Below are 19835 nucleotides of genomic sequence, written 5' to 3'. Positions count from 1 at the left end.
GCCGAGCGAAAGAGGGACCATGTCACGCATCGCCATCCTGGGAGGGCACGGAAAGGTCGCGCTGCTCCTCGCGCCGATCCTCGTCGCCGACGGCCACGAGGTCACGTCCGTGTTCCGCAACCCCGAGCACGAGGCCGAGGTCGCCGCGACGGGCGCCCGCCCCGTCGTCGCCGACATCGAGCACCTCGACACGCGGGCCCTCATGGACATCCTCGAGATGCACGACGTCGTGGTGTGGACCGCGGGGGCGGGTGGCGGCAGCTCGGAACGCACCTACGCCGTCGACCGCGACGCAGCCATCCGCGCGATCGACGCGGCGCGCGACGCGAAGGTCCGGCGCTACATCCAGGTGTCGTACAAGGGGGCGCGCACCGACCACGGGGTGCCGGAGGACAACTCGTTCTTCGCGTACGCGGAGGCGAAGGCTGCCGCCGACGAGTACCTGCGCCAGTCCGACCTCGACTGGACGATCCTCGGGCCGAGCGCCCTCACACTCGACCCCGGCACCGGGCGCATCGAGGTCGGCGCGGACCTCGAGACCGGCGAGGTGCCGCGTGCCGACGTCGCGGCGGTCGCGGCCGCCTGCATCCGCAAGCCCGGCACCATCCGGAAGTTCATCGAGTTCAACTCCGGGCCGACGCCGATCGAGGACGCGCTCAACGCGCTCTGAGATCCCCGGCGACGAGACCTGCAGACACACCACTCCCACAGAACCGAGGTACGTCGTGCTCTTCGCCTTCTCCGTCGCCCCGCTCGGTGCGGGCGAGTCCGTCACCGGGCCCGTCGCCGAGGCCGTCCGTATCGTCCGGGAGTCCGGGCTGCCGAACCGCACCGACTCCATGTTCACCACGATCGAGGGTGAGTGGGACGAGTGCATGGACGTCATCAAGCGCGCGACGGAAGCGGTGGGAGCCGGAGGACACCGGGTGTCGCTCGTGCTCAAGGCAGACATCCGCCCCGGGCGCACGGGGGAGCTCGACGGCAAGGTGGAGCGCGTCGAGGCACAGCTGGCCGGCGTCGCCGGTGACCGTGCGGTCGATCAGGCGTCGGACCAGCCGTAGGCCAGCACCCAGCGGAGGATCGCCGCGTAGTAGCGCGCCCGGACCGGCTTCGGGGAGAGAGCGAGGTCGTGCATGCCGCGGGCGATCCTGCAGACCGTCACGGTCGGACCGAGCTGCACCGCGCGCCGGGCCGTGAGCTCGACGTCGAGCACGATGTCAGCGGCGCGCATGTCCTCGCTCCACAACGGGGAGATGAGGCTGCGGGACGAGGCGAGGACGATCACCGGTTGCCGGACGTGCAGGCCGTGGGCGACCTGGGCGTGGCCCTCCATGACGGCGCTGAGCCATCCCGCGCGCACGGGGAACGAGGGCTGCGGGTGCCAGGCGTCGATGGTGTCCCACTCGCCGCCGTCGACCTTGCGGAACGTCCGGCCGTAGAACCCCGGGTCGATGTTGGGCAGCGGGGTCTTCGGCTGGAAGCGGGCGATCCGGGTGATGGCCGGCGCGGAGACGGTGCGCAGGACGGCGGACCCCTGGAGCTCGAGCCACGGGCTGTTGAGCACGAGGCCTGACGTGCGGCCCGGGTGGCGGTCCGCCCACAGGGACGCGATGAGCCCACCGGTCGAGTGGGCCATGAGCATGACGCGCGTGTGGTGCCCCTGGCCTGCGCGGATGCCGGCGAGCGCGGCCTCGAGGTCCTCGTCGTACGTCCGCAGGGTGCTCGTGTACCCGGGCGTCTGCCACGGGCGCAGGCTCCGGCCGTACTTGCGCAGGTCGAGCGCGTAGAACGCGACACCCTGCTCGTGCCAGAACTCCGCCGTCTCGGTCTGGAAGAAGTAGTCGGACCAGCCGTGGATGTACAGCACGGCCCGGGCCGTCCGGGGCGTGCCGCGCGGGGCGTACCGGACGAGGGTCGCGCAGACGTCGCCCTCCTCGTCGGGCTCCAGCTCGAGGTCGCAGGCCTCGTACCCGGGGCCGAGGACGTCCTCGCGCCACCGCGCGGCTGCGGTCACGGGCGCAGGACGATCTTGCCGACGTGCTCACCCGAGGCGAGGCGCGCGAAGGCCGCTGGTGCGTGCGCCAAGGTGTACGTGGAGTCGATGACCGGCCGCACGTCGGTGCGTGCGAGGAACGCGAGGAGGTCCACGAGCTCGTCCCGCGAGCCCATGGTCGCCCCGCACACGGTGATCTCGTTGAAGAAGACCCGGCTGATCTCCATGGCAGAGGGGTCGCCGGTCGTGGCGCCGGCCACGACGATCGTCCCGCCGGGACGCACGGAACGCACCGAGTGCGACCACGTGGCCGCACCCACGGACTCGACGACGGCGTCGACCCGCCGGGGGAGCCGGCCGCCCGGCTCGACGGCAGCCGCAGCCCCGAGCGCGAGGGCTCTCTCGCGCTTGAACGCGGACCGGGACGTCGCGAACACCTCGAGCCCCGCAGCCGCTGCGAGCGTGATCGCCGCGGTCGCGAGCCCGCCGCCCGCGCCCTGCACGAGGACGCTCTGCCCCGGGCGCAGAGCGGCCGAGCGGAAGAGCATCCGGTACGCCGTGAGCCACGCGGTGGGCAGGCACGCGGCCTCCTCGAAGGACAGCTCGGCGGGCTTGTCGACAAGGTTGTGCGTCGGCACGGACGTCCGCTCCGCGAGCGTGCCCGGGTACTTCTCGGTGAGCAGGGTCCGCGTCTCGGTCGGCCCCACGCCGTGCCCGTCAGCCCCGACGACGGCGTGCACGACGACCTCGCGTCCGTCGTCGGTGACGCCCGCCGCATCGGTGCCGAGGATCATCGGCAGCTGCTCCGCGCGCAGCCCCACGCCCCGCAGCGACCACAGGTCGTGGTGGTTGAGGCTCGCGGCGTGCACGGTGACCGTGGTCCAGTGCTCGCGTCGTTCCGGTTCGGGTCGGTCGCCGGTCGCGAGACCGGCGAGGGGCTGCTGGGCGTCCAGGTGGTCGGCGTAGGCGGCGAACATCTGCCTAACGTACGCCCGGCCGGGGCCTACAGCAGGGGAAGCATCCGGCCGAGGTCGGGGACGCCGCCGGCGGTGTACGTGGTCGTCAACGCGCGGGCGAGGTCGTCGACGTCGTACGGGGTGCGCCCCGTCGCGAGCCGGATCCACAGCGGCGCGTCGCGCACCTCGAGGTCGCCACCACCCCGCATGACGACGATCCGCAGGAGCTCGTCGGCGACGATCGCCTGGGCGGCCCGGTCGACCGGGTCGTACGCGCCCGTCGTGGCGGTGACCGGGGCGAGGGAGTCCGCGAGGTCGCGGGCGTGCACGACGAGCTCGATGAGCCGGGACACGGCCATGTCCCGCAGGGAGATCGGTGCGCGCCGGGCCTGGACGACGAGCGTGCTGTCGCGGCCGAGGTCGGCGAGGCGGGCGAGTGCGGCGGTCGCGGTCGCGGTGACCTCGTCCAGGGGGGAGTCCGCGAGCTCGACGGCGAGCGCGCGCGTCGACTCCGCGATGTCCTGCGCGCGCTCGGGGTACGTCCCGAGGTACTCCGCGAGGGTGAACGGGGCCGTGCCGGTCGGGGCGGGCGTGCACGCGGCGAGGGCCGACATCGCCCGGGCGAGGTGCGCGACGAGCTCCCCGTTGGTCCAGCCCGCGCAGCTGCTGGGGTGGTCCCGGGTGCCGAGCAGGTCGTCGCCCAGCGGCTCGAGCCACGAGTGCAGGCGGCCCCACTGGGCGGTGAGGGCGGCGGAGACCTGGGCGAGCTCGGCTGTCATGCGCACCATCGTGCCGTATACCACCGGGCGCGTCGACCGTCGCGAGTCGCGTACGTCACACCTGCCACGCCCGGGGCGTCTGTTCATGCGAGGCAGCGAAGGCTAGCCTTACTACGTCAGACACTGCAGGTCCGCTCATGCACCGATCCGGACCTCGACGCCTCGGAAGGCCACCGTGAACCCCTTCGCTCGATCAGCTGCCCCGCGCCGTGCGCTCGCCGGCGCCACCGCCGCCGCACTCCTGCTGACGCTCGCCGCGTGCAGCTCCTCGGACGGCGACGCCGACTCCGACGAGACCACCGCGCCCACCGCCTCGACCGGCGACGCGTACCCCGTGACGATCGAGGGTGCCCTCGGTGACACGACGATCGAGGAGGCGCCCGAGCGCGTCGTCACCCTCGGCTGGGGTGCAGCGGACATCGCGCTGTCCCTCGGCGTCGTCCCGGTCGGCACCGAGATCGACGAGTGGTCCGGCGACGCCGAGGGCTACCAGCCCTGGTTCCGGGAGGCCGTCGAGGCCGAGGGCGCCGACCTGCCCGAGACCATCACGATGTACCCCGAGCTCGACGTCGACGCCGTCGTCGCGCTCGAGCCCGACCTCGTCCTCGCTCCCCAGTCCGGCCTCGACCAGGACGTCTACGACCAGCTGTCCGAGTTCACGAACGTCGTCGCGTACCCCGAAGGCCCGTGGATCACGCCCCTCGAGGAGCAGATCGAGATCGTCGCCACGGCGCTCGGCAAGCCCGACGAGGCGCAGCCGCTCATCGACGGCGTCGAGGCGACCCTCGCCGACGCCGCGGCGGAGCACCCCGAGTTCGCCGGAACGACCGTCGCCTACGTCGCCGCGCAGGAGCCCGGGACGCTCGGCGTCTACGTGCCGGGCGACCCCCGCGTCGACACGCTCGTCGGCCTCGGGTTCGACCTCGCTCCCTCCGTCGCCGACCTCACCCCTCCGGAGGGCGAGTTCCTCGTGAACTTCGGCCTCGAGAACGCCGACAAGCTCTCCGACGTCGACGTCCTGTTCACCTGGTTCAACAGCGAGGACGAGCAGCAGGCGACCGAGGCGCAGCCCCTCTACGCCGCGATCCCGGCCTTCGCCGACGGGGCCTACGTCCCGATGATCGACGCGCAGCTCGGCATGGCCGTGACGATCAGCACGCCGCTGAGCCTCCCGTGGGCCATCGACCGCTACGTCCCGATGATCGCTGAGGCAGTGGCACAGGTCGGCTGATGACCGCACTCCTCGCACCCGAGCAGGGCCGGACGGCGACGTCCGGCCCTGCTCGGCGTTGGGGTCTGGGTGCCGGTCTGGTGCTCGCCCTCGCGCTCGCGGTGCTCGTCGTCGGTCTCAGCCTGGCCGTCGGCACCAACCAGCTGCCCCTCGGCACGGTCTGGACGGGGCTCACCGCCCCGGACGACACGTTCGCGTCGACCGTCGTCGACTCCCGGATACCGCGGACGATCCTCGGTCTGCTCGTCGGCGCCGCCCTCGCGGTCGCCGGCGCTCTGCTCCAGGGCATCATGCGCAACCCGCTCGCCGACCCCGGCCTGCTCGGCGTGAACTCCGGGGCGTCGCTCGCGGTGGTGCTCGGCACCCTCGCCCTCGGCTCGCTCGGCCAGCGCAGCGTCCTGCTGGCGATCCCCGGTGCCTTCGTCGCGGCCGTCGTCGTGTACGCCGTGGCGTCCGGCCGCGGGGGAGCGACGCCCGTCCGGCTCGTCCTCGCCGGAGCGGCGGTCACGGCCGTGCTCTCCGCCGTCATCCAGGCCATCACCCTCACCAACCCGGAGGTCTTCGAGTCCTACCGGTTCTGGGTCGTGGGGTCCCTCGCCGGGCGACCGCCGGAGACGGTCGACCTGCTGCTGCCGATCGTCGCCGCCGGGGTCGTCGCAGGCCTCCTCCTCGGCCGGTCGCTCAACACCCTCGCCCTCGGCGACGAGACGGCGCGCGCCCTGGGTGGCAGCGCCGCGCGCACCCGGCTGCTCGGTGCGCTCGTCGCGACGACGCTCGCCGGGGCCTGCACCGCCGCGGTCGGCCCCATCGCCTTCGTCGGCCTCGCCGTGCCGCACATCGCCCGGACGATCACCGGGTCCGACTACCGGTGGCTCGTCGCGTACAGCGTCGCCCTCGGCCCCGTGCTGCTCCTCGGGTCCGACGTCCTCGGCCGTGTCGTCGCGCGTCCGGGAGAGCTCATGGTCGGTGTCGTCACCGCGTTCGTCGGCGCGCCCTTCCTCTACCTCGCGGTCCGTCGCTCAGGAAGCGGGCTGTGAGCACCGCCGCCCAGGAGCTCGAGCCCCGGGCAGCCACGCCGGCCGCCTCCCCGGCCCGGCACCTGCGTCTGCGCGCGATGGGCACGACCATCGTCCTGCCGTGGCGACCCCGCGCGGTCGCCGTCGTCACCGGCGCGCTCGTGGTCAGCGTCGCTGTCCTCGTCCTGTCGTTGCTCCTGGGGAAGATCGGCATCCCGCTCAACGAGCTCATGGACGTCCTCACGGGTGGCGGCACCAAGATGCAGCACTGGTCCGTCTTCTCGAACAGGCTGCCGCGCGGGCTCGTCGCGCTCTGCGCCGGCGCGGCCCTCGGGATCTCCGGGGCGATCTTCCAGAGCGTCACCCGCAACCCGTTGGGCAGCCCGGACATCATCGGGCTCAACGCCGGCGCCGCCGCCGGCGCCGCGGTCGCCACGCTCATGCTGCCCGGGATCGTGCCCGCACCCGTCGGGGCGCTGCTCGGCGGAGCCGCTGCCGTCGGGCTCGTCCTGCTCGGTGCGGGTCGCGGGTTCCACGCCCCCCACCGCATGGTGGTCCTCGGCATCGGGGTGGGGGCGATGTCGTTGGCCGTGGTGCAGCTCGCGGTGACACGCACCCGACGTGAGCAGGCGCAGGACATGGCCGCCTGGCTCAACGGGTCGCTCAGCGCCCAGAGCTGGGACCACGTCGTCATCGTCGCCGTCGCGCTCGTGGTCTTCGGCGGACTCGCCCTGGTGGTCAGCCGTGGCCTGCACGTCATCGAGATGGGCGACGACGCCGCCCTCGCGCTGGGCGTGAGCGCACCACGGGTGCGCCTCGCCGCCGTCGGCATCGGTGTGGTGCTCGCCGCGGCCGCAGTGGTCGTGTGCGGACCCGTCGCCTTCGTCGCCCTCGTCGCACCACAGGTCGCGCGCCGGGTGACCGGCTCCTCGGGCCCCGGCATCGTCGCGGCCGGCGCGGCAGGAGCGCTGCTCATGATCGGGGCAGACGTCGTCGCCCTCTACCAGCCGTGGGTCCCCGCCCTGCCCGTCGGCATCCTCACCGCCGGCATCGGCGGTGTGTACCTCGTCGTGCTGCTCACCCAGGAATGGAGGCGTGGGACGCTGTGACCCTCGCAGACCGGAGTACCCCGCCCGCGACGTCGTCCGCGCCGACCGCGTCGTCGTCCGTGCCCGCCGTGCCTCCCGTGCCTCCCGTGAGCGGTCACGGTCTCCGGCTCGCCTACGACCACCGGGTCGTCGTCGACGGCCTCGACGTGGAGATCCCGGCCGGGTCGTTCTCCGTCATCGTCGGGCCCAACGGGTGCGGCAAGTCGACGCTGCTCCGGGCGCTCGGTCGGACGCTCACCCCGCGCAGCGGCAGCGTCGAGCTCGGCGGCGTGCCCATCGCCGGGATGAAGAACAAGGAGATCGCGCGACGCCTCGCACTGCTGCCCCAGACGCCGCTGGCGCCCGAAGCCATCACCGTGCGGGACCTCGTCGGTCGGGGGCGCTACGCGTACCAGACCCTGCTGCGGCAGTGGTCGGCCAGCGACGCGGCGGCAGTCGGTGCCGCGATGGAGGCGACCGGCACCACCGACCTCGCGGAGCGGAGGGTCGCCGAGCTCTCGGGCGGACAGCGCCAGCGGGTGTGGATCGCGATGGTCCTCGCCCAGGACACGGACCTGCTGCTCCTCGACGAGCCGACGACGTTCCTCGACATCGCGCACCAGGTCGACGTGCTCGAGCTGTGCGCGCAGATGCACGCCGAGGGGCGCACGCTCGTCGCCGTGCTCCACGACCTCAACTTCGCGGCACGCTACGCGACGCACATGATCGCGATGCGGGACGGGGCGATCATCGCGACCGGTACGCCGCGGGAGGTCATGACGGCGGAGGGTGTGGAAGAGATCTTCGGGCTCCGGTGCCGCGTCATCGACGACCCGGAGTCCGGCACACCGCTCGTCGTCCCGCTCGCGCGCCGACGGACTGCTGCCGGCTGACGTACGGGGGTGGGCTCAGCCCCGCCGGCGTGCACCGGAGAGGAAGTCCGTGACGATCGGGCCGAGCTGCTCGAACTCGATGAGGAACCCGTCGTGCCCGAAGTCGGAGTGCAGGATGTGCGCGGTGCCCGAGCCGGGGACGTGGGTCGCGATGCGCTCGGAGTCCGCCGGGAGGAACAGCCGGTCGCTGTCCACGGCGACGACGAGCGTGCGCGCCGTGATCGACTGCAGCGCCGTCTGCACCCCACCGCGGTCCCGACCGAGGTCGTGCGTGAGCATCGACTCGGTGAGGACGACGTAGCTGTTCGCGTCGAACCGCTGCGCGAGCTTGCTCGCGTGGTGGTCGAGGTACGACTGCACGGCGAACCGCCCGCCACGCATCGGGTCCTCCCCGCCCTGGGGGATCCGTCCGAACCGGGCGTCGAGCTCCGCTGCGCTGCGGTACGTCGTGTGGGCGATCTGCCGGGCGATGCCCAGCCCCGCGTGCGGTCCCTCGCCCGCGGGCGCGTCGTAGTAGTCACCACCGCGGAAGCCGGGGTCGGCATGGATGGCGCTGAGCTGGGGGTGCGCCCACGCGATCTGGTCGCCGGACGTCTGGGCGCCGGCGGCGATGACCCCGACGGACACGACGTCGATGCCGGACTCCGGCCCGAGCAGCGCCCACTCGAGAGCGCGGAGCCCACCCATCGACGCGCCGACGACGAACTCCCACCGCTCGATGCCGAGGGCTCGGGTGAGCTCGATCTCGGCGGCGACCTGGTCGCGGACCGTGAGGATCGGGAAGTGGCTGCCCCAGGGGGTGCCGTCGGGCGCGATGCTCGACGGGCCGGTGCTGCCCTGGCAGCCACCGACGACGTTGGGCGCCACGACGAAGAAGCGGTCGGTGTCGATCGGCGCACCGGGACCCACCATGTCCGCCCACCAGCCGGCGGTGGCGTGGCCCTCGCCGGCCTCGCCCGTCACGTGGCTGTCGCCCGTGAGCGCGTGCAGGACAAGCACCGCGTTGTCCCCGGCGTCGTTGAGCGTCCCCCAGGTCTCGTAGGCGAGCCGCACCCCCGGCAGGACGCCGCCCGCCTCGAGCTCGAGCGCACCGATCTCGACGAACCGACGTCGGCCCACGGGGTCGCCCTCGCGCCACGCGCCGGTGACGGGGAAGGATCGTGGGTCACGACGGCGTGACTGCGCCCGGGACGGCCCGCCGGAGCGGGCCCATGTCGTCGGGTGCTGGTCGTCCATCATCACTGACCACTCTACGGACGGCCCGGCTCCGCGCGCGGGGGAGTCCACGGCCGGGCCGGGACGGACGGCGGGTGCCTGTGCGCCGCGCGCGGAGTCGGGGACCATCAGGTCACACGCCCTGGACGGCCGTCACGGCGGCAGCTGCGACGAACCCGGCCTCGAGGTCGGCGATGATGTCGGCGACGTTCTCGATGCCCACGCTCAGCCGCACGAGGCCGGGCGTGATGCCGGACTTCAGCTGGTCCTCGACCGTGAGCTGGCTGTGGGTCGTCGACGCGGGATGGATGACGAGCGAGCGCACGTCGCCGATGTTGGCCACGTTGGAGTGCAGCTCGAGCGCGGAGACGAACGCCTGGCCGGCCGCGGCGTCGGCCCCGGCGAGCTCGAAGGCGACGATCGCACCCGCGCCACGGGGCGCGTACTTGAGAGCGTTGGCGTGCCAGGGGCTGGACGGCAGGCCGGCGTAGTGGACGCGGGCCACGTCCTCGCGTGCCTCGAGCCACGCAGCGACCTGCTGGGCGTTCGCGACGTGCCGCTCGACCCGCAGCGACAAGGTCTCGATGCCCTGGGCGATGAGGAAGGCGTTGAACGGGGAGATCGCCGACCCGAGGTCGCGCAGCAGCTGGACCCGTGCCTTGAGGATGTAGGCGAGGTTGGCGCCGAGGATCCCGTCCACGCCGAGGTCGCGTGCGTACACGAGCCCGTTGTAGCTCGGGTCCGGGGTGTTGAAGTTGGCGAACCGCTCGGGGTCGGCGGCGAAGTCGAAGTTCCCGGAGTCGACGATCACGCCGCCGATGGCCGAGCCGTGGCCCCCGAGGTACTTCGTCGCGGAGTGGACGACGATGTCGGCGCCGAACTCGATGGGGCGGATGAGGTAAGGGGTCGCCACGGTGTTGTCGACGACGAGCGGGACGCCCACCTCGTGCGCGACCGCAGCGACGGCCTCGATGTCGAGGACGTCGGCCTGCGGGTTGGGGATCGTCTCACCGAAGAAGAGCTTGGTGTTGGGCTGGACCGCGTCGCGCCACGCCTGCGGGTCGTGCGGGTCGGTGACGAACGTCGTGGTGACACCGAGCTTCGCGAGGGAGTACTGCAGGAGGTTGTACGTGCCGCCGTAGAGGCTGGGGCTGGCGACGACGTGGTCACCGGCCTCGGCGATGTTGAGGATCGCGAACGTCGTCGCGGCCTGACCCGAGGCGAGGAGCAGGGCGCCGACACCACCCTCGAGGCTGGCGATCCGGTTCTCGACGACCTCCTGCGTCGGGTTGCCGATGCGGGTGTAGATGGGGCCGAGGTCCTTGAGCGCGAACCTGTCGGCCGCGACACCGGCGTCGGGGAACACGAACGAGGTCGTCTGGTAGATCGGCAGGGCGCGCGCGCCCGTCGTGGGGTCGGGGGTCTGGCCGGCGTGGATCTGGCGGGTCTCGAAGGACCAGTCGGAGGTGCTCATCGGATGCTCCTGGTTCGCGGGGGGAGGCGCACGCGTGTCACGTCCGGGGGTCCGTCCGTGCGGCGGGCGCTGCGGTCCGCGCGGGACGGCGGGGGTCGCGTGGGACGGATGACGTGCGGGTCTGCGTGCTGGGGCTGCGTGGTCGGTCGTGCGGTGGGGCGGTCAGCAACACATTCGCGTCGTCATGCCGGACACCCTAAGCACCGGGGTGCACCGTTGGAGAGACAAACGCCCGGAAATCTCATCTGACGAGATGCGAACCCCCGTAATCAGTCCGCCATGCGGGACGGAGCCGGAATAGTCCCGATTGTGCACGTCACGCCAGCCACCTCGGGGTCGTGGTGACGAGCGGGTGAACCGGGCGGCAAACGCCCTCAGCCTGTTCCCACCCGGAGGGCCCGTGGGTACTCTCGGGGAGGTTGTGCACACGTGTCGAGAGGATCCCCATGGCGTTCCGCGCGCTGCTTCACCGAGCCCTGCGCGCCGAGCGCCCAGAAGGCTCCGCCTCCTCCGCGAGGAACGACGCGGGCCGTCCAGCCGCCCCGGCCCGTCCTGCGCGCGACGCGCTGCGTCGGTCGACGAGCCTGCTGGCTGTCACCATCCTCCTCGCCGCAGGCGCAGCCGCACCGGCGGCGGCGGACCCCACGCCGTCCGAGGACGACGTCGCCGCAGCGCGCCAGCAGGTCGTCGCCGCGGCGTCCAGCGTCGCGGCGATGGATGTCCGCATCGCCGAGCTCTCCGGCGTCCAGGAGGCCGCCGTCAATGCGACCGCCGCCGCCGGAGAGGCGTACAACCAGGCGCTCGTCGACTACGAGACGGCGACCACCGCGGCAGCGCAGGCACAGGCCCTCAGCGACGAGGCCAACGTCCGCGCGGAAGAGTCTCGCGTCCTGCTCGTCGGCCTCGCCCGGGACCAGTCCCGCAGCGGCGGCGGCATCGAGCAGCTGAGCATGTACCTGTCCGCGGACGGCATCGACGATGCCGTCAGCTCGTCCGACGCCATGGAGCTCGTCGGGTCGAAGGCAGACCGTGCCGGCCAGCAGTTCCAGGCAGACAGCGTCGTGGCCACGACCCTGCAGGGTCGGGCGGACGCCGCCGTGGCCGAGCAGGCGGCCCAGAAGCAAGCAGCTGACGACGCGCTCGTCGCCACGCAGGAGGCGCAGGCCGCCGCGGACACCGCTATCGCCGACGCCGCCGTGGAGTACGACGAGCTCCTCTCGCAGCTCGCCGAGGCGCGCAGCACGAGCGTCGCCGTCGAGCAGGAACGCCAGGACGGGCTCGCTGCCGAGCGTCTCGCGCGCGAGGAGGCCGCTGCGCGCGACCGCGTCGCCCGGTCCGCCGTCCCGGCTGCCGCGCCCGCTGCGCCCGCCGCTCCTTCCGCCGGAGCGCCGCCTGTCACGGCCGCCCCACAGCCTGCCGCACCTGCGGCTCCGGCTCCCACGGCGCCCGCCCAGCCCGTGCCGTCGACCCCCGCGCCTGCCCAGCCGGCGCCGTCGACGCCCGCACCGGCTCCTGCTCCTGCTCCTGCTCCTGCGCCGGCTCCTGCTCCCGCGCCGGCACCCGCTCCTGCGCCGGCACCCGCTCCGCAACCGACCCCGGCGCCTCCCGCGGGCTCGGCGCGCAGCACCGCCGCGCAGGGAGAGGCCGCGGTGGCCTGGGCGAAGACGAAGCTCGGGCTCCCCTACGTGTGGGGCGGCAACGGGCCGAGCTCCTACGACTGCTCCGGCTTCACCAAGGGTGCCTGGGCGGCCGCTGGCCTGAACATCAACCGGACGTCACGCGACCAGTACACCGGAGGGGCCAAGGTGAGCCTGGACAGCCTCCGCCCGGGTGACCTCGTCTTCTGGGGCGACAACCCCAACGCCGCGTCGAGCATCACGCACGTCGCGCTCTACGCCGGCAACAACCAGATCCTCGAGGCGTCGCGCCCCGGTGTCCCGTCGCGGCTGACGCCCATGCGGTGGGACAAGCGGCTCATGCCGTACGGCGCCCGCCCCTGACCGTGCGTCGGCGCTGAAGCCGCCGAACGACACCGGCCACGGCGAACCTCTCCAGGAGGTCTCGCCGTGGCCGGTGTCGTTCCCCGCGCGGTGGATCAGTGGTTGTAGTAGCCAGCTTCCTTGGCGCGCTGGAACGACCGCTCGATCTCTGCCTCGGCCTCGGCCTTGCCGGTCCAGTGAGCACCTTCGACGGACTTGCCGGGCTCGAGGTCCTTGTACACCTCGAAGAAGTGCTGCACCTCGAGGCGGTGGAAGTCGGAGACGTCGTCGATGTCCTGACGCCATGCGGCACGCTGGTCGCCCGTCGGCACGCAGAGCACCTTGTCGTCACCGCCTGCCTCGTCACGCATGCGGAACATGCCCAGGGCGCGGCACCGGATGAGGCACCCGGGGAACGTGGGCTCCTCGAGGAGCACGAGCGCGTCGAGCGGGTCGCCGTCCTCGCCCAGGGTGCCCTCGATGAACCCGTAGTCGTCGGGGTAGCGGGTCGAGGTGAAGAGCATGCGGTCGAGCCGGATCCGGCCCGTCGCGTGGTCCACCTCGTACTTGTTGCGCTGGCCCTTGGGGATCTCGATCGTGACGTCGAACTCCACAGCTCATCCTCCGTTGTCGCGGTCCTGGCGGAGGCGGGTCCCGCGGCCAGGAGGCGTCGTGCGTCGATAGGTCGGTGTGACCAGGGCCAGAGTAGACGACAACGCGCAGCGAAGGTGGGCGGTGCTCGCTCTCGTGGGTGGTGTGACCTACCCTGACGAAGGCCCCGCTGCAGCGTGGGCCGGTGCAGGCAAGAGCGTGGGGACAGGTGTGACGTGGGTCTGATGGCGCGGGTCGTCGGCGGGACGGTTGCTGCCGTCCTTGTCGTCGCGGGCGGGTACGCGTGGGCCGATGCGCACGACTTCGTGCCGGGGATCCTCACGATCGGACCCGAGCCGTCGCCGCCCGAGCCGTTCCCGGAGGTGCTGGCCGCGGTGGAGGGTCCGCCCCCGGCGGACGTCCTCGCGACGCTCGACCCCGCGGCCCCCGTGCCGGCGGCTGCTGCGGTCCAGCCGCTCGCCGATGCGTTCGCCGTCGACCCCCGGATGGGTGCCTCTGTCGGCGTCCACGTCGCGGACGCCCTGACTGGCGACGTGCTGGCCGCCGTCGGTGCAGACGCCTCACGTGTCCCCGCGTCGATCCAGAAGACCTTCACGGCGGTCGCCGCGCTGAGCGGCCCCGGCTACGACCACGTGCTCACCACGACCGTCACCGAGCTGTCGCCCGGACGGATCGCGCTCGTCGGTGGCGGCGACATGATGCTCGCTGCTGGTGCGGGCGACCCCGAGGCCGTGAACGGACGTGCGGGCCTCCAGGACCTCGCTGCCCAGGTCGCCAAGGAGCTCCAGCTCACCGGCCGCACCACGGTGTCCCTCGTGCTCGACGACACGCTCTTCACGGGCAGCCAGACCGGCCCGTGGCAGACGGACCAGCCGGCCCTGGGCTTCGCGGCCCCCGTCGCCGCGATCGCGGTCGACACCGGACGCCAGTCCGAGGGCTTCTACGCGCCCCGGCACGCCGACCCGGCGATGGCGGCGGCCGACGCGTTCGCGGTCGCCCTCGCGGCGCAGGGCATCACCGTCGACGGGTCGCCCGTCCGCGGGACCGCGGACGGTGACGCGCCCGTCCTGGGCACGGTGACGTCGGCACCGCTGGGAGAGATCGTCGAGTACCTCCTCGAGACGTCGGACAACACGATCACCGAGGTCGTCGGGCGGGTCGTCGCGATCGAGGAGGGGCTCCCGGCCACGTTCGAGGGAGCGACCCGAGCGGTGCTGCTCGGCCTCGACCGGCTCGGCCTGGACACGACCGGGACGGTGCTCGCCGACTGCAGCGGGCTCGGGGACGGCAGCATCGCGCCGGCGCGCCTGTTCACCGACGTGCTCAGGCTCGTCACCGACCCCGCGCACCCGGAGCTGCGCTCCGCGGCGACCGGGCTCCCCGTCGCGGGGCTCGAGGGGACGGTCGCCGACCGGTTCCTCTCGACCCAGGCCCGGGGGGTCGTCCGCGCGAAGACGGGAAGCCTGCCCAACGTCACGTCGCTCAGCGGGACCGTCGTCACCGCAGAGGGCCGGCTGCTCGTCTTCACGATCATGGCCGACCAGACACCGCCGGGCGGCCAGTGGGCACCGCGCCAGGCCATCGACGGCTTCGTCGCAGGGCTCGCGGCCTGCGGCTGCCGCTGACCGTGCCCCCGCTCATCGACTGGACCGATGCCGCGGGCGTCGCCGGGCGCCTCGTACGGCCCGGCCCGGTGGCGGGCCGCGACGAGCTCGCGGACCTCGTCGGCTCCCTCCGCCACGCCGCCTACCGCGCCGTGGATCCTGTCGCGGCGATCACCCGCATGGTGCCCGCCGGCGGCCGGCCCGCCCGGGCGGCGGACCTGTCGCGGGTGCACGTCGTCGACAGGCCGGGCTGGGCACGAGCCGGCGCCCGGGCGATGGAGTCGATGACGGCCGGTGCGCTCGTCGGTGAGCGGGCGCTGCCGCTCGTCGCCGACGTGGCGACGACCGCGGAGGTGGGCGCGATGCTCGCGTTCCTGTCCTCGCGGATCCTCGGGCAGTTCGACCCGTACCCGGCTGCGGCCGCCGAGGCCGGGCCCGCCGACGACCGCACGGTCGGCCGCATCGACGCGGTGTCCTCCCCGGCGCCGGGCCGCCTGCTCCTCGTCGCCCCGAACGTCCTGCAGACCGAGCGGCTGCTGCGTGTCGACCCGGAGGACTTCCGGTTGTGGGTGTGCCTGCACGAGCAGACGCACGCCCTGCAGTTCGCCGCCGCCCCGTGGCTCGCGGCCCACCTGCAGGACCTCACGACGTCGCTCGTCACGGGCCTCGCAACCACCTCCGGTGCGCGCGAGGTCGGTCCGCGGCTCGCAGCGGTCCTCCACGCGGTCTACGCGGCGGTGCGCGGCCGCCCCGGCGGCTCGCTGCTCGACGGGCTGCTCACCGCGGAGCAGCGCGTCGTCGTCGCGGAGGTCACCGCGGTCATGGCGCTGCTCGAGGGGCACGCGGACGTGACGATGGATGCTGTCGGGCCGCGCACCGTCCGCTCCGTGCGCACGATCCGCCGGCGGTTCGACGCGCGGCGCACCTCGTCCGCCGGCGCCGACGGGGTGCTGCGTCGGCTGCTCGGCATCGACGCGAAGATCGCGCAGTACCGCGACGGCGCAGGATTCGTACGCGGGGTGCTCGGCGCCGTCGGTCCCGACGGCTTCAACGCCGTGTGGGCGGGGCCGCACGCGTTGCCGCGCCCGGCCGAGATCGCCGACCCCGTGGCCTGGGTCCGCCGGGTCCACGGATGACCGGACCGCCGCGCGCCGTCGCCGACGCCCGCCGTGCGGTCCGGCTGTGCCTCGCCGACCTCATCGCCCCGGCTGACCCCGCCGAGCCCGCCCCGCTCGTGCTCGTCGCCTGCTCCGGCGGAGCGGACTCGCTCGCCCTCGCCGCCGCAGCGGGGTTCGTCGCGCCGCGTGCGGGTCTGCGCGCCGGCGCCGTCGTCGTCGACCACGGACTCCACGACGCGAGTGCAGACGTCGCGCAGCGCGCGGCCGAGCAGTGCCGTGGCCTCGACCTCGCGCCCGTCGTCGTGCGACGGGTCGATGCCCGGGCCGTGCCGGGCGCGGGCGGGCCGGAGTCGGTGGCGCGCACGGCGCGTTACGCAGCACTGCACGAGGTCGCGGTCGAGCTGGGGGCGCACGCCGTGCTCGTGGGGCACACCCTCGACGACCAGGCCGAGTCCGTCCTGCTCGGCCTCGCGCGCGGCTCGGGCGGACGGTCCCTCGCCGGGATGCGCTCCCGGGCGGGCCTCGTCAGACGCCCGTTCCTCGGGCTGCGCCGCGCCGACACCGAGGCGGTCTGCGCGGACGTCGGCGTCGTGCCGTGGCAGGACCCGACGAACGACGGTGCGGTCCCGGGAGCGCCGCTGCGGTCGCAGGTGCGGTCGCAGGTGCTACCCGTGCTGGACGCCGTCCTGGGACCGGGGATCGCACGCGCCCTCGCACGCACCGCCGAGCAGGTGCGCGAGGACGACGACGCGCTGTCCTCGCTCGCCGACGAGCTCGTCGAGCGGGCGGTTGCGGGCGCGGACGCCCCCGGGTGCCTCATGGTCGACGTCCTCGTCGCGGCACCCCCAGCCGTCCGGCGACGGGCGCTGCGCGCCGCCGTGATCCGGGCCGGGAGCCCGGCCGGGACACTCACGCGTGCCCACGTCCTCGAGGTCGACCGCCTCCTCACGCAGTGGCGCGGACAGGGGCCGATCCACCTCCCGGGGGCGGTCGAGGCACTCCGGGACTGTGGCAGGCTAGTCCTGACACGCCCGCACCCCTGACCGAGGAGCCACACCTGTGGGATCTGCCGAGACCGGCGACATCGAGAGCGTCCTGCTGAGCGAAGACGAGATCGCGGGGAAGCTCGACGAGCTCGCGGCCCGCATCGACGCCGACTACGAGGGCAAGGACCTCCTGCTCGTGGGCGTCCTCAAGGGCGCGGTGATGGTCATGGCGGACCTCTCGCGCCGCATCCGCCACCGTGGCGTCGAGATGGACTGGATGGCGGTGTCCTCGTACGGCTCGGGGACGAAGTCGTCCGGCGTGGTACGCATCCTCAAGGACCTCGACGCGGACCTCACCGGTCGCCACGTGCTCATCGTCGAGGACATCATCGACTCGGGGCTCACGCTCTCGTGGCTCATCTCCAACCTGCGCAGCCGGGGGCCCGCGTCCGTCGAGGTGGCCGCGATGCTGCGCAAGCCGGACGCGGCGAAGGTCCAGGTCGACGTGCGCTACGTCGGCTTCGACATCCCCAACGAGTTCGTCGTGGGGTACGGCCTCGACTACGCCGAGAAGTACCGCACCCTGCCGTTCGTCGGCACGCTCGCTCCGCACGTCTACGCCAGCTGACACCCGGCGCGGACCGCCGTCATCGTCCGACCCGCTGACCGAGCCCGTCCAGCCCTGGGCGAACACCGGCCGACGGACCAGCAAACCACCAGGTATCGCGTGTACTTTCGGCGAGGTATCAGTGCGCGAACGGAAGGAATCGGGGGAGCCCCCCGACCCCGATGAAAATGAAGCGACTCTTTAGCGGCCCGTTCCTGTGGATCATCCTGGGTCTCGTCATCGTGGGGTTCGCCCTCAGCGCCATCTTCGGTGAGAAGGTGGTGACGATCGACACGTCCCAGGGCCTCGAGCTCCTCGCCGGGGACACCGTGGAGCAGGCGCTCATCATCGACGGCGACCAGCGGGTGCGTCTGACGCTCTCCGAGGACTTCGTCGTCGACGACGAAGACCTCGGGACGAACGTCCAGTTCTTCTACGTCGAGCCCCAGGGCGAGCAGATCGTCGAGGCTGTGACCGCGGCGGACCCGGTCGACGGGTTCAACTCGGAGGTCTCGCGCCCTGGTTTCCTCAGCTCGATGCTCTCGGTGATCATCCCGTTCCTCATCATCGGTGTGATCTTCTACTTCATCCTCAGCCGCATGCAGGGTGGCGGCTCGCGCGTCATGGGTTTCGGCAAGTCCAAGGCCAAGCTCCACAGCAAGGAGATGCCGCAGGTCACCTTCAGCGACGTCGCCGGTGCCGACGAGGCCGTCGAGGAGCTGCGGGAGATCCAGGAGTTCCTCGCCGAGCCTGCCAAGTTCGAGGCCGTCGGCGCCAAGATCCCCAAGGGTGTCCTGCTCTACGGCCCTCCCGGGACCGGGAAGACGCTGCTCGCCCGTGCCGTCGCGGGTGAGGCGGGCGTGCCGTTCTACTCCATCTCGGGCTCGGACTTCGTGGAGATGTTCGTCGGTGTCGGCGCATCGCGCGTCCGCGACCTGTTCACGCAGGCGAAGGAGAACGCCCCCGCGATCATCTTCGTCGACGAGATCGACGCGGTCGGGCGCCACCGTGGGGCCGGCATGGGTGGCGGGCACGACGAGCGCGAGCAGACGCTCAACCAGCTGCTCGTCGAGATGGACGGGTTCGGCGGTGGCTCGAACGTCATCCTCATCGCGGCGACGAACCGCCCCGACATCCTCGATCCCGCACTCCTGCGTCCCGGTCGGTTCGACCGGCAGATCGCCGTGGAGGCGCCCGACCTCGACGGTCGTGAGGCGATCCTGCGCGTGCACGCGCGGGGCAAGCCGATCGTCGATGGCGTCGACCTGCGCGCCGTGGCACGACGCACGCCCGGCTTCTCCGGTGCCGACCTCGCGAACGTCCTCAACGAGGCGGCCCTGCTCACCGCCCGCAGCGGAGCCCAGCTCATCGACGATCGCGCGCTCGACGAGGCGATCGACCGGGTCATCGCTGGTCCGCAGAAGCGGACACGCATCATGAACATCAAGGAGCAGAAGATCACGGCGTACCACGAGGGTGGCCACGCGCTCGTCGCAGCCGCCATGCGGTACACGGACCCCGTGACGAAGGTGACGATCCTGCCCCGCGGCCGCGCCCTCGGGTACACGATGGTCATGCCGACGGAGGACAAGTACTCGACGACCCGCAACGAGCTGCTCGACCAGCTGGCGTACGCGATGGGTGGACGTGTCGCCGAGGAGATCGTCTTCCACGACCCGACGACCGGTGCCTCGAACGACATCGACAAGGCGACCTCGACGGCCCGCAAGATGGTCACCGAGTACGGCATGAGCGAGCGCGTGGGAGCCATCAAGCTCGGCAACGCGTCGAGCGAGCCGTTCCTCGGCCGTGACATGGGCCACCAGCGCGACTACTCCGAGGCCGTGGCGGGCGCCGTGGACCACGAGGTGCGCAAGCTCATCGAGTCCGCGCACGACGAGGCGTGGGAGGTGCTCATCGAGTACCGCGACGTGCTCGACCGGTTGGTGCTCGAGCTCCTCGAGAAGGAGACGCTCAACCAGAAGGAGCTCGCCGAGATCTTCGAGCCCGTCGTCAAGCGTCCCCCGCGCAAGGTGTGGCTCTCGAGCGACCAGCGGGCGGTCTCGGACCGGCCGCCCGTGCTCACGGCCGCAGAGCAGGTCGAGCACGGCGACGGGCCGGTCATCCCCGAGGACGAGGCCGCGGCTGCCCGCGAGGAGAAGCCTGCCGTGAGCATCGGGGAGCTCCCGCCCGGGTCAGCGGTGGGCGACGGCACGCCTGTGGAGCTGAGCAAGGACAGGCCCACCTCGGACGGCACTCCGTGACGGAAGCGGTCGACGGACGA

18 protein-coding genes are annotated in these 19835 nt (G+C 72.7%); 12 read left to right on the top strand and 6 right to left on the bottom strand.

Annotated features, from left to right (window positions below):
• The first annotated feature begins 19 nt into the window (after window positions 1-19).
• A complete protein-coding gene (locus AC54T1_RS00290; RefSeq protein WP_496910607.1) occupies window positions 20-670 on the top strand; it encodes an NAD(P)-dependent oxidoreductase in 651 nt (216 codons plus the stop codon).
• A 55-nt stretch (window positions 671-725) separates the two neighbouring features.
• Window positions 726-1061, top strand: coding sequence for an MTH1187 family thiamine-binding protein (locus AC54T1_RS00285; RefSeq protein ID WP_496910606.1), 336 nt, complete (start codon window positions 726-728; stop codon window positions 1059-1061).
• Here AC54T1_RS00285 and AC54T1_RS00280 read toward each other — a convergent pair.
• From AC54T1_RS00280 to AC54T1_RS00270, 3 genes are read right to left on the bottom strand one after another with little or no spacing between them, the layout of a single operon-like run.
• Window positions 1040-2014: an alpha/beta hydrolase gene (locus AC54T1_RS00280; protein ID WP_484343331.1), complete on the bottom strand. Its 975-nt coding sequence runs from the start codon at window positions 2012-2014 to the stop codon at window positions 1040-1042. The two genes, AC54T1_RS00285 and AC54T1_RS00280, sit on opposite strands and share 22 nt — an antisense overlap.
• Window positions 2011-2970 carry a zinc-binding dehydrogenase gene (locus AC54T1_RS00275; RefSeq protein WP_496910605.1) on the bottom strand — a complete coding sequence of 320 codons (960 nt, stop codon included), beginning with the start codon at window positions 2968-2970 and terminating at the stop codon, window positions 2011-2013. The genes AC54T1_RS00280 and AC54T1_RS00275 overlap by 4 nt, the downstream gene beginning before the upstream one ends.
• 26 nt (window positions 2971-2996) lie before the next feature.
• A complete protein-coding gene (locus AC54T1_RS00270) occupies window positions 2997-3728 on the bottom strand; it encodes a maleylpyruvate isomerase N-terminal domain-containing protein (RefSeq protein WP_496910604.1) in 732 nt (243 codons plus the stop codon).
• Window positions 3729-3903: 175 nt separating this feature from the next.
• On the opposite strand from AC54T1_RS00270, the gene AC54T1_RS00265 reads away from it, so the two are divergent.
• The 4 genes from AC54T1_RS00265 to AC54T1_RS00250 all read left to right on the top strand — a co-directional run bounded on the left by AC54T1_RS00265 (window position 3904) and on the right by AC54T1_RS00250 (window position 7956).
• Window positions 3904-4959: an iron-siderophore ABC transporter substrate-binding protein gene (locus AC54T1_RS00265; protein WP_496910603.1), complete on the top strand. Its 1056-nt coding sequence runs from the start codon at window positions 3904-3906 to the stop codon at window positions 4957-4959.
• Complete coding sequence (locus tag AC54T1_RS00260; RefSeq protein ID WP_484343327.1) at window positions 4959-5996, top strand: FecCD family ABC transporter permease; 1038 nt, start codon at window positions 4959-4961, stop codon at window positions 5994-5996. Before AC54T1_RS00265 ends, AC54T1_RS00260 begins: the two co-directional genes overlap by 1 nt.
• The gene (locus tag AC54T1_RS00255) at window positions 5993-7084 is read left to right on the top strand and encodes a FecCD family ABC transporter permease (RefSeq protein ID WP_496910602.1); all 1092 of its coding nucleotides are present in this window, start codon (window positions 5993-5995) and stop codon (window positions 7082-7084) included. The genes AC54T1_RS00260 and AC54T1_RS00255 overlap by 4 nt, the downstream gene beginning before the upstream one ends.
• Before the next feature lie 86 nt (window positions 7085-7170).
• Window positions 7171-7956 (top strand): ABC transporter ATP-binding protein, encoded by a 786-nt coding sequence (locus AC54T1_RS00250; protein ID WP_484343325.1) that lies wholly within the window; start codon window positions 7171-7173, stop codon window positions 7954-7956.
• A 15-nt stretch (window positions 7957-7971) separates the two neighbouring features.
• On the opposite strand, the gene metX is transcribed toward AC54T1_RS00250, so the two are convergent.
• On the bottom strand, window positions 7972-9195 hold the full coding sequence (metX, locus tag AC54T1_RS00245) for a homoserine O-acetyltransferase MetX (protein WP_496910601.1): 1224 nt from the start codon (window positions 9193-9195) through the stop codon (window positions 7972-7974).
• A 109-nt stretch (window positions 9196-9304) separates the two neighbouring features.
• Complete coding sequence (locus AC54T1_RS00240; protein ID WP_484343323.1) at window positions 9305-10645, bottom strand: bifunctional o-acetylhomoserine/o-acetylserine sulfhydrylase; 1341 nt, start codon at window positions 10643-10645, stop codon at window positions 9305-9307.
• Between the two features lie 446 nt (window positions 10646-11091).
• On the opposite strand from AC54T1_RS00240, the gene AC54T1_RS00235 reads away from it, so the two are divergent.
• On the top strand, window positions 11092-12645 hold the full coding sequence (locus AC54T1_RS00235; RefSeq protein WP_496910600.1) for a C40 family peptidase: 1554 nt from the start codon (window positions 11092-11094) through the stop codon (window positions 12643-12645).
• Window positions 12646-12740: 95 nt separating this feature from the next.
• Here AC54T1_RS00235 and AC54T1_RS00230 read toward each other — a convergent pair whose 3' ends face one another.
• Window positions 12741-13238, bottom strand: a complete 498-nt coding sequence (locus AC54T1_RS00230; protein WP_484343321.1) for an inorganic diphosphatase — start codon at window positions 13236-13238, stop codon at window positions 12741-12743.
• 222 nt (window positions 13239-13460) lie between these two features.
• Between AC54T1_RS00230 and dacB the strand changes: the two genes are divergently transcribed.
• The 5 genes from dacB to ftsH all read left to right on the top strand — a co-directional run bounded on the left by dacB (window position 13461) and on the right by ftsH (window position 19815).
• A complete protein-coding gene (dacB, locus tag AC54T1_RS00225; protein WP_496910599.1) occupies window positions 13461-14861 on the top strand; it encodes a D-alanyl-D-alanine carboxypeptidase/D-alanyl-D-alanine endopeptidase in 1401 nt (466 codons plus the stop codon).
• 2 nt (window positions 14862-14863) lie between these two features.
• Window positions 14864-15976 carry a zinc-dependent metalloprotease gene (locus AC54T1_RS00220; protein WP_496910598.1) on the top strand — a complete coding sequence of 371 codons (1113 nt, stop codon included), beginning with the start codon at window positions 14864-14866 and terminating at the stop codon, window positions 15974-15976.
• Window positions 15973-17001, top strand: a complete 1029-nt coding sequence (gene tilS, locus AC54T1_RS00215; RefSeq protein ID WP_496910597.1) for a tRNA lysidine(34) synthetase TilS — start codon at window positions 15973-15975, stop codon at window positions 16999-17001. The genes AC54T1_RS00220 and tilS overlap by 4 nt, the downstream gene beginning before the upstream one ends.
• Before the next feature lie 16 nt (window positions 17002-17017).
• Window positions 17018-17572: a hypoxanthine phosphoribosyltransferase gene (gene hpt / locus AC54T1_RS00210; RefSeq protein WP_484343317.1), complete on the top strand. Its 555-nt coding sequence runs from the start codon at window positions 17018-17020 to the stop codon at window positions 17570-17572.
• A gap of 161 nt (window positions 17573-17733) precedes the next feature.
• Window positions 17734-19815 carry an ATP-dependent zinc metalloprotease FtsH gene (ftsH, locus tag AC54T1_RS00205; protein ID WP_484343316.1) on the top strand — a complete coding sequence of 694 codons (2082 nt, stop codon included), beginning with the start codon at window positions 17734-17736 and terminating at the stop codon, window positions 19813-19815.
• The last annotated feature ends 20 nt before the right edge of the window (window positions 19816-19835 follow it).

Source organism: Sanguibacter sp. Z41_6 (assembly GCF_059621145.1).
Note: the sequence above shows the minus strand (reverse complement) of the source record. Positions and strands in the feature narration are given on the sequence as shown.

What these genes read in the sequence shown, in the direction of transcription:
- tilS (WP_496910597.1), top strand. Translation starts at nt 15,973, where the DNA reads ATGACCGGACCGCCGCGCGCCGTCGCCGACGCCCGCCGTGCGGTCCGG.
- AC54T1_RS00275 (WP_496910605.1), bottom strand. Translation starts at nt 2,970, where the DNA reads ATGTTCGCCGCCTACGCCGACCACCTGGACGCCCAGCAGCCCCTCGCC.
- AC54T1_RS00270 (WP_496910604.1), bottom strand. Translation starts at nt 3,728, where the DNA reads ATGACAGCCGAGCTCGCCCAGGTCTCCGCCGCCCTCACCGCCCAGTGG.
- AC54T1_RS00290 (WP_496910607.1), top strand. Translation starts at nt 20, where the DNA reads ATGTCACGCATCGCCATCCTGGGAGGGCACGGAAAGGTCGCGCTGCTC.
- AC54T1_RS00240 (WP_484343323.1), bottom strand. Translation starts at nt 10,645, where the DNA reads ATGAGCACCTCCGACTGGTCCTTCGAGACCCGCCAGATCCACGCCGGC.
- AC54T1_RS00260 (WP_484343327.1), top strand. Translation starts at nt 4,959, where the DNA reads ATGACCGCACTCCTCGCACCCGAGCAGGGCCGGACGGCGACGTCCGGC.
- ftsH (WP_484343316.1), top strand. Translation starts at nt 17,734, where the DNA reads ATGAAAATGAAGCGACTCTTTAGCGGCCCGTTCCTGTGGATCATCCTG.
- AC54T1_RS00235 (WP_496910600.1), top strand. Translation starts at nt 11,092, where the DNA reads ATGGCGTTCCGCGCGCTGCTTCACCGAGCCCTGCGCGCCGAGCGCCCA.
- dacB (WP_496910599.1), top strand. Translation starts at nt 13,461, where the DNA reads ATGGCGCGGGTCGTCGGCGGGACGGTTGCTGCCGTCCTTGTCGTCGCG.
- metX (WP_496910601.1), bottom strand. Translation starts at nt 9,195, where the DNA reads ATGATGGACGACCAGCACCCGACGACATGGGCCCGCTCCGGCGGGCCG.